8 protein-coding genes are annotated in these 6,909 nt (G+C 47.9%); all 8 read left to right on the forward strand.

Annotation, left to right across the window (positions count from 1 at the left end; all coding sequences use genetic code 11):
* Window position 1 precedes the first annotated feature (1 nt).
* A complete protein-coding gene (locus Q8N16_04315; GenBank protein MDP3093943.1) occupies window positions 2-1,069 on the forward strand; it encodes a PilT/PilU family type 4a pilus ATPase in 1,068 nt (355 codons plus the stop codon).
* A gap of 103 nt (window positions 1,070-1,172) precedes the next feature.
* Window positions 1,173-2,390 (forward strand): type II secretion system F family protein, encoded by a 1,218-nt coding sequence (locus Q8N16_04320; GenBank protein MDP3093944.1) that lies wholly within the window; start codon window positions 1,173-1,175, stop codon window positions 2,388-2,390.
* A gap of 14 nt (window positions 2,391-2,404) precedes the next feature.
* On the forward strand, window positions 2,405-2,959 hold the full coding sequence (locus Q8N16_04325; GenBank protein MDP3093945.1) for a type II secretion system protein: 555 nt from the start codon (window positions 2,405-2,407) through the stop codon (window positions 2,957-2,959).
* 160 nt (window positions 2,960-3,119) lie between these two features.
* Window positions 3,120-3,545: a type II secretion system protein gene (locus Q8N16_04330; protein ID MDP3093946.1), complete on the forward strand. Its 426-nt coding sequence runs from the start codon at window positions 3,120-3,122 to the stop codon at window positions 3,543-3,545.
* A 46-nt stretch (window positions 3,546-3,591) separates the two neighbouring features.
* Window positions 3,592-4,092 carry a type II secretion system protein gene (locus tag Q8N16_04335; GenBank protein ID MDP3093947.1) on the forward strand — a complete coding sequence of 167 codons (501 nt, stop codon included), beginning with the start codon at window positions 3,592-3,594 and terminating at the stop codon, window positions 4,090-4,092.
* 126 nt (window positions 4,093-4,218) lie between these two features.
* Window positions 4,219-4,737, forward strand: coding sequence for a type II secretion system protein (locus tag Q8N16_04340; GenBank protein ID MDP3093948.1), 519 nt, complete (start codon window positions 4,219-4,221; stop codon window positions 4,735-4,737).
* A gap of 219 nt (window positions 4,738-4,956) precedes the next feature.
* Window positions 4,957-5,769, forward strand: a complete 813-nt coding sequence (locus Q8N16_04345; GenBank protein ID MDP3093949.1) for a prepilin peptidase — start codon at window positions 4,957-4,959, stop codon at window positions 5,767-5,769.
* 76 nt (window positions 5,770-5,845) lie between these two features.
* A partial coding sequence (locus tag Q8N16_04350) for a hypothetical protein (protein MDP3093950.1) occupies window positions 5,846-6,909 on the forward strand: 1,064 nt, incomplete at its 3' end.

The following is a 6,909-nucleotide window of genomic DNA, read 5'->3' on the forward strand; positions in this document are numbered from 1 at the left end:
AATGGATTATCCATCTAAGCTCAAGGAACTTTTAAGTCTGACCGTCAAAGAGCAGGCTTCAGATCTCCATCTTTCGGTTTCCCATCCGCCGATCATCAGGATTAATGGGAAGCTGATACCCTTGGTAAAACACGAGGTTTTGACCAATGAGGATACCACCGCATTAGCCTCTGTTTTGATGACCGAAGATCAATTCCAAAGATTCCAACAAGACAAAGACATCGATTTTTCTTACAATTTTGAGAACAGAGCAAGGTTCAGAATCAACATCTTTTTCCAAAGTGGCGACGTCAGCTGCGCCATGAGATTGATCCCGACGAGAATTAAGACGGTCGAGGAGCTTAAATTACCGTCGACCCTGCATCAGTTCACGACTCCGAGCCAGGGCTTTGTTCTGATCACCGGCCCTTCGAGCCACGGCAAATCGACTACCCTGGCTGCCCTAATTGATGAGATCAACCACACCAGAGCCGACCACATCATCACTATCGAGGATCCGATCGAGTACATTTTTGAAGACGATCGTTCGGTCATCGATCAAAGAGAAGTTTATCAGGACGCCGCCAATTTTTCCCGGGCCCTGAGAGCGACTTTCAGGCAGGATCCGGACGTCATCATGGTCGGAGAGATGAGGGATCCGGAGACCATGGCGATTGCCATTACCGCTGCCGAAACCGGCCACCTGGTTTTCGCCACTCTCCACACTAATTCTGCCAGCCAAACAGTTCATCGGATTGTCGATTCTTTCCCGCCGGAGCAGCAGGGCCAGGTCCGAGCCCAGTTATCGGGCTCTTTGCTGGGAGTGGTTTCCCAAAGGCTGATTCCCTGTCTGAAAGGAGGATTGGTTCCCGCTTGCGAGATCATGCTCTCAACGCCGGCCGTCGCCAACCTGATTCGGGAGAATAAGATCCACGAATTGCCTTTGGTCATTGAAACCTCGGGAGAGTCGGGAATGATTTCCTTGAACAGGTCGCTGGCCGATCTGGTGAAGAAAAAGGAGATTTCTTTGGAAAACGCCATGATCTATTCTTTGAATCCGGTAGAGTTGAGAATGCTCGTCAGACATTAATCGCTAATAAGCGTCTAGGGACTAGGGACTAGGGACTAGGGACTAGGGAGACTAGGTCGTTTACTAAGACGCTAGACGCTAGAAACTAGACGCTAATTAACTCATGAAGTTCAATTATCAGGGCCGGACCAAGGAGGGCGACATCCAGGCCGGAGTTGTTGAAGCCGCTTCCCAGGAAGTAGCCGTCAAGGTCCTCCAGAGTTACGGCTTGGTGGTTACTTTTCTGGAAAAGGCCGGCGAGGAGCCTTTTTACTTAAAGAGCCTGAGGATTTTTGAAAGGATTACCCGCAAGGATCTGGTGGTTTTTCTGCGCGAATTAGCGACGATGTTCAAATCGGAAATCTCCTTGATCGAGGCTTTGCGGACGCTGGCCGAGGAAACGGAAAACCAGACTTTTAAAGAAAAGATACTAATGATAGGAGAATCGGTTGAGGGCGGCACCTCTTTTTCCGAGGCCTTGGCTATTTTCCCTGAGCTTTTTCCACCCTTTTACATAAATCTAGTCAAGTCCGGCGAGGTTTCGGGCAAACTCTCTGAAGTTCTCGAATACCTGGCCGACCACTTGGAAAGGGAATACGAACTGTCCCAGAGGGTCTTGGCGATGACGGTTTATCCGGTCTTTGTTCTGGTCGTTTTCAGCGGGGTTCTCCTGGCCATGGCTATTTTCGTCATTCCCCAGCTGGTCAAGGTTTTGTCGGCCGAGCTCCAGCAGCTGCCGCTGATCACCAGAATGGTTATCGCTTTTACCGGCTTTCTCAGGAAATACATTCTTTTAATCATTGTCGTCATCGGCACCCTGATTTTTTCTCTGAGGAGATATAAAAGGACGCCGGAAGGAAAAAAGAGATTCGACACCCTTATTCTAAAAGTGCCTTTGGCAGGGAAGATCTTGAAAATGATTTTCGTGACCAGGCTTGCCGAAAACCTTTCGACTCTGATTTCCGGAGGCCTGCCGATCACCAAGTCTCTGGAAATCCTGGCCGGAGTCGTTGACAATTATTGCTACCAGGAAATTATTCTCGAAGCCAAGGAAGAGGTCAGGAAAGGAGAAATGATTTCCCGGGTTTTGAAAAAGCATCCCGAGTACATCCCGCCGTTTGTCAGCCAAATGGTTCTAGTAGGAGAGAAAACCGGCAGGCTGTCGGAAGTTTTGCTGAACATAGTCCGTTTCTACGAGAAAGAGATTGAAAAGGGCATCGCGGTCCTTTTGAGCCTGTTAGAACCGCTTTTGATCATCATCTTGGGCGGAGCCGTCGGGGTCCTCATCGGCTCGATTCTTCTTCCTCTTTACCAGGTCGGGCAGGCGGTGCCGATCCAGTAAACTATTCAACTAGCATGAAAAAACAAGGATTTACCCCCACACCAAACCCGCGTTTAGCTAGTAAATCTTCATTGGCCATAAGGCGAAGCCGCCTATCGGCTTCAGTTAGTGTAAACAGACAGCCTAATAAAGGTTTGGTGTGGGGGTTTACCCTAATTGAGCTATTAGTGGTTCTGACCATCATCGGCATTATCGCTTCGGTAGCTTTGGTGTCGATGCAATCTGTCAGGACAAAAGCCAGGGATTCAAGGAGGCTGACAGACATCAGGCAGTCAATGCTGGCTTTGGAGCTCTATTACGACGATCATCTGGAATATCCGGAAAAAGGGGCCGTTGGCATAATTGATGATTCCCCCTTGAGCATTGTTCCCTATTTAGATCCAATGCCGAAAGACCCGGGCAATACTCCTCCTGCTTGTTTGCCTGAAGGCTACCGGTGGTGGGGAAATACCGGCCAGACGCAAAAGTACTGCCTTTGGGCCTGTCTTGAATCGGGTGCCTTTTTTGCCGCTTCTCCCAAGGGGACCAGGGCCATGGAAAATCCCCCTTCCGGGCTTGACTGCTGGTGAGCTTCTTTGAAAGGTGATATAATAAAAAATGTTATGGTCGCTAACGCTTCCATCCCATTTTTTGATTTCCACGGCTATACTATGCCGCGAAAATTAAAAACGATAAAGGTCGACTTTATTAAGCAACGATTCTATCGATTAAAAATAAAGAATACTTAATATGAGAAATAAGAAAGGTTTTACATTGATTGAGCTTTTAATCGTCATTGCCATCATTGGTGTTTTGGCCTCGATCGTCCTGGTTTCGATGGGCGGAGCAAGGTCAAAGGCCAGGGATGCTGTCAGGCAGGCCGATATGCGCCAGATCGCCTCGGCTATGGAAATGTATTACGGAGACCTTGATGCTTACCTGAAGCAGGCCGACGTGCCAGCCGCCATCGGCACTTATATGGTGACAGTGCCAAAGGATCCGAAGTCCAAGGCCGTTTATGACTGGTTTAGCAACCTTGCAGACGACCAGAAATTCTGCATGTATGCCACTATGGAGAACAAAGGAACCTGCACCACCACTCGCTACTATGCCGCTTCCCACAAAGGCACCCTTGAAGCTTGCGATGTCGGCACCTGGACGCTGAGCTGTCCGTAATTAAAAGTCCGACTTTGGCGAAAAAAAGTCGGACTTTAATCCAAAAATGAAGAAACGACAGAGCGCAAAGAAAACAAAATTTGGCTTTGGATCAGAAACTAATGGTTTCACCCTGGTCGAATTATTGGTCGTCATTGCCGTCATCGGGCTTTTGGCTTCGATCGTTCTGGTTTCAATGGGTTCGGCCAGAGAAAAAGCCAGGGATGCTCGGCGCCAAGCAGACATCAGGCAGATCGGCACCGCCATGGAGCTTTATTATTCCGACAACAGCGAGGAATACTTGTCGACTGCCGGCGGAGTCGATGCCGTCACTGCTATTCCGAACCCTTGCTCAGCTACCCTTTGCTATTTGCCTGCGGTCCCCAAAGATCCCAAGAACGTTACCCCTCAGCAGTATACCTGGGCGGCCAATAGCGCCAACAAGCAGAAGTACTGTGTTTATGCAAAGTTCGAGTCTGGCACCAATACCTATGTCTGCTCGTCGGAACGGGGAACTCTGAGCAAAGTCTCTGCCACAGCGCCGACCCTCACAGCCTGTTGCTATTAGATTTAAGGAAAGACAACAAAACAAACCTCCTTCCCGCTGCAAGCGGGAGGGGTTTGTTTTTGATTGGTAAGCCTAGTTATTGTTTGATATAATAAAAAAGCAGGAAGATTATCATTAAATATTTTTATGACAAGTAAAAACCATAAAAAAGGTTTCACCCAGCACCACTTTGGAAATTTCTCGCAAAGTGGTGCGGGGTTTACCCTGGTTGAACTGCTTGTCGTCATTGCCGTCATCGGACTTTTGGCTTCGATCGTTCTGGTTTCAATGGGTTCGGCCAGAGAAAAAGCCAGGGATGCTCGGCGCCAAGCAGACATCAGGCAGATCGGCACCGCCATGGAGCTTTATTATTCCGACAACAGCGAGAAATACTTGTCGGCTACCGGCGGAGCCAATACCGTCACTGCTATTCCGAACCCTTGCTCAGCTACCCTTTGCTATTTGCCTGATGTTCCCAACGATCCCCAGGATACTGCCGCTACAAGGCAATATACCTGGGTGGCCAATAGCGCTGACCTACAGAAGTACTGCGTTTATGTAAAGCTCGAGGCTCCCACCGCCAGCACTTACGTGTGCTCTTCACAAAGGGGAACCTTGGGCAAAGTCTCTGCCACAGCGCCGACCCTCGACGCCTGTTGCTACTGATAACTTTATCCCAAAATCGCCCGAATACCCCGCTGCTTGCAGCGGGGATGAAGGGCGCGATAAAGTCCGTAGCAAGTACTATGGGGGAGAAGATACCCCGCAGCTTGCTGCGGGGAGATTCATATATAAAAGGAAAACTTATCCTCTGGCTTATCCCAGAGGATTTGTTTTAGTTGGTGAATTTATTTTCTTTATCTGGTATAATTATAGTAAACAAATATGGGACTTCTTTATTTATTCGTTTTTGTTCTCGGGCTGACTATCGGCTCCTTTCTGAATTGTTTGATTTACCGCTTAGAAACCGGCCAAGGATTTGTCTCCGGTAGGTCATTTTGCCCTTCGTGCCGTCATCTTCTAGGATGGAAGGATTTGATTCCGGTTTTAAGCTTTATCCTTTTAAAGGGAAGGTGCCGCTATTGCAAAAAGAAGATTTCTTGGCAGTATCCTCTTGTAGAAATATTAACCGGGTTAATATTCCTTCTAATTTTCAATTTTTCCGCCTTCGCCCAAGACTTCGGCGGACAGGCAATTTTCCAATTTTCAAACCTAGTTTATTTACTAGTCATCAGCAGTCTTTTAATAGTGGTTTTTGTATTTGATTTAAAGCACTATCTTATTCCCGACGAAATCATCTACTCCGCTATTGTTGTATCTGGCATCTGGTATTTAGTATCTAGTATAATTTTCGGTTTATATACTAAATACGAGATACTCAATACTATATACTCGTCATTTGGCGTGGCTTTGTTTTTCTGGTTAATCCATTATCTCTCGCAAGGCCGCGCCATGGGCTTTGGCGACGTCAAACTCGCTTTTTTAATGGGTTTACTTCTGGGCTTTCCAAAAATTCTGGTTGCCCTATTTTTTGCCTTTTCTACCGGCGCTGCCATCGGGCTCGGATTGATGGTTTTCAAGAAGAAAACACTGAAATCAGAACTGCCTTTCGGCCCGTTTCTGGCGGCCGGGACTCTTTTCGCTTTGTTTTTAGGGACAAGAGTTTTTAACCTTTACATTCACTTTCTGGCGTTTTAATATATACCAAAAGCACTGAAAACATTAAAAGGTCACGCCTCGCATTATTTTAAAGGAGAAGCTCATTTCTAAAAACATGTCATATCTAAATCTACGCTTCATTAAGCCTCGCCCGCGAATTGGAGACGAGGCTAACGAGTCAAGGAAAACCATTGCCTTATCGGTCGGAGTTTTGGCAATGGTTTTTTTTATAAGTTTAATTGTTCGGGCTTGGACCGAACCTTCACTGGCTCCCCCGGGCGGAAATGTCTCGGCGCCAGTTAATGTTGGCAACATTGAGCAAGCCAAGTCAGGAAGATTAGGAGTTGGAGTTAGCGATGCGGATGATAATTATGGTTTAACAGTTGGTGCCAAGGGAATAAAAATTACTAATACCGGCACGAGTCCTTCTCTATTTGTCGAAGATCAATCAGGCGATGCCACTCCTTTTATGATTGATACTAATGGCAAAGTCGGCATCGGGACATCGAGCCCAGGGGCGAAGCTTGAGGTTGGGGGACAGGTTAAGATTACCGGCGGTTCTCCGGGCGCAGACAAGGTTTTGACTTCAGATGCCAGCGGCCTTGCTTCTTGGGTGACACCTGCTAGCGCTGTTGGTGGAAGCGGAATAGACAATTACATTCCGAGATGGTCGGGAACGAGTGCTTTAGAAAATTCCGTCATTTATCAAACCGACACTGGCAACGTCGGCATCGGGACGGCGAGCCCAGGGGCGAAGCTTGAGGTTGGGGGACAGGTTAAGATCACCGGCGGTTCTCCGGGAGCAAACAAGGTTTTGACTTCAGATGCTACGGGCCTTGCTTCCTGGCAAGCAGTCGCAGGTACTTTGCCTTCAGGAACTTCCGGTCAAACTTTAAGACACGATGGCGCGAGCTGGATAGCGAACAGCGTGATTTTCAACAATGGCACCAATATCGGCATCGGGACGGCGAACCCAACAATTAAATTAGCGATAGGAGACACCGATACAGGATTGAACTGGGCCGGAAGTGGACAGCTCGATTTGTATTCTGACAATACAAGGACGCTTAGTCTAAGAGGTGGCAACGTCGGCATCGGGACGATTGGGCCGACAATTAAATTAGCGATAGGAGACACCGATACAGGATTGAACTGGGCCGGAGACGGACAGCTCGATTT

The sequence above is a fragment of the bacterium genome, assembly GCA_030693425.1.
Classification (GTDB): Bacteria; Patescibacteriota; Minisyncoccia; order Minisyncoccales; family GWA2-46-15; genus GWA2-46-15.

Bases quoted from the DNA above. Each gene is read 5' to 3' on its own strand.
- Q8N16_04330 (MDP3093946.1), top strand. From the start codon at position 3,120: ATGAGAAATAAGAAAGGTTTTACATTGATTGAGCTTTTAATCGTCATT.
- Q8N16_04325 (MDP3093945.1), top strand. From the start codon at position 2,405: ATGAAAAAACAAGGATTTACCCCCACACCAAACCCGCGTTTAGCTAGT.
- Q8N16_04320 (MDP3093944.1), top strand. From the start codon at position 1,173: ATGAAGTTCAATTATCAGGGCCGGACCAAGGAGGGCGACATCCAGGCC.
- Q8N16_04315 (MDP3093943.1), top strand. From the start codon at position 2: ATGGATTATCCATCTAAGCTCAAGGAACTTTTAAGTCTGACCGTCAAA.
- Q8N16_04345 (MDP3093949.1), top strand. From the start codon at position 4,957: ATGGGACTTCTTTATTTATTCGTTTTTGTTCTCGGGCTGACTATCGGC.
- Q8N16_04340 (MDP3093948.1), top strand. From the start codon at position 4,219: ATGACAAGTAAAAACCATAAAAAAGGTTTCACCCAGCACCACTTTGGA.
- Q8N16_04335 (MDP3093947.1), top strand. From the start codon at position 3,592: ATGAAGAAACGACAGAGCGCAAAGAAAACAAAATTTGGCTTTGGATCA.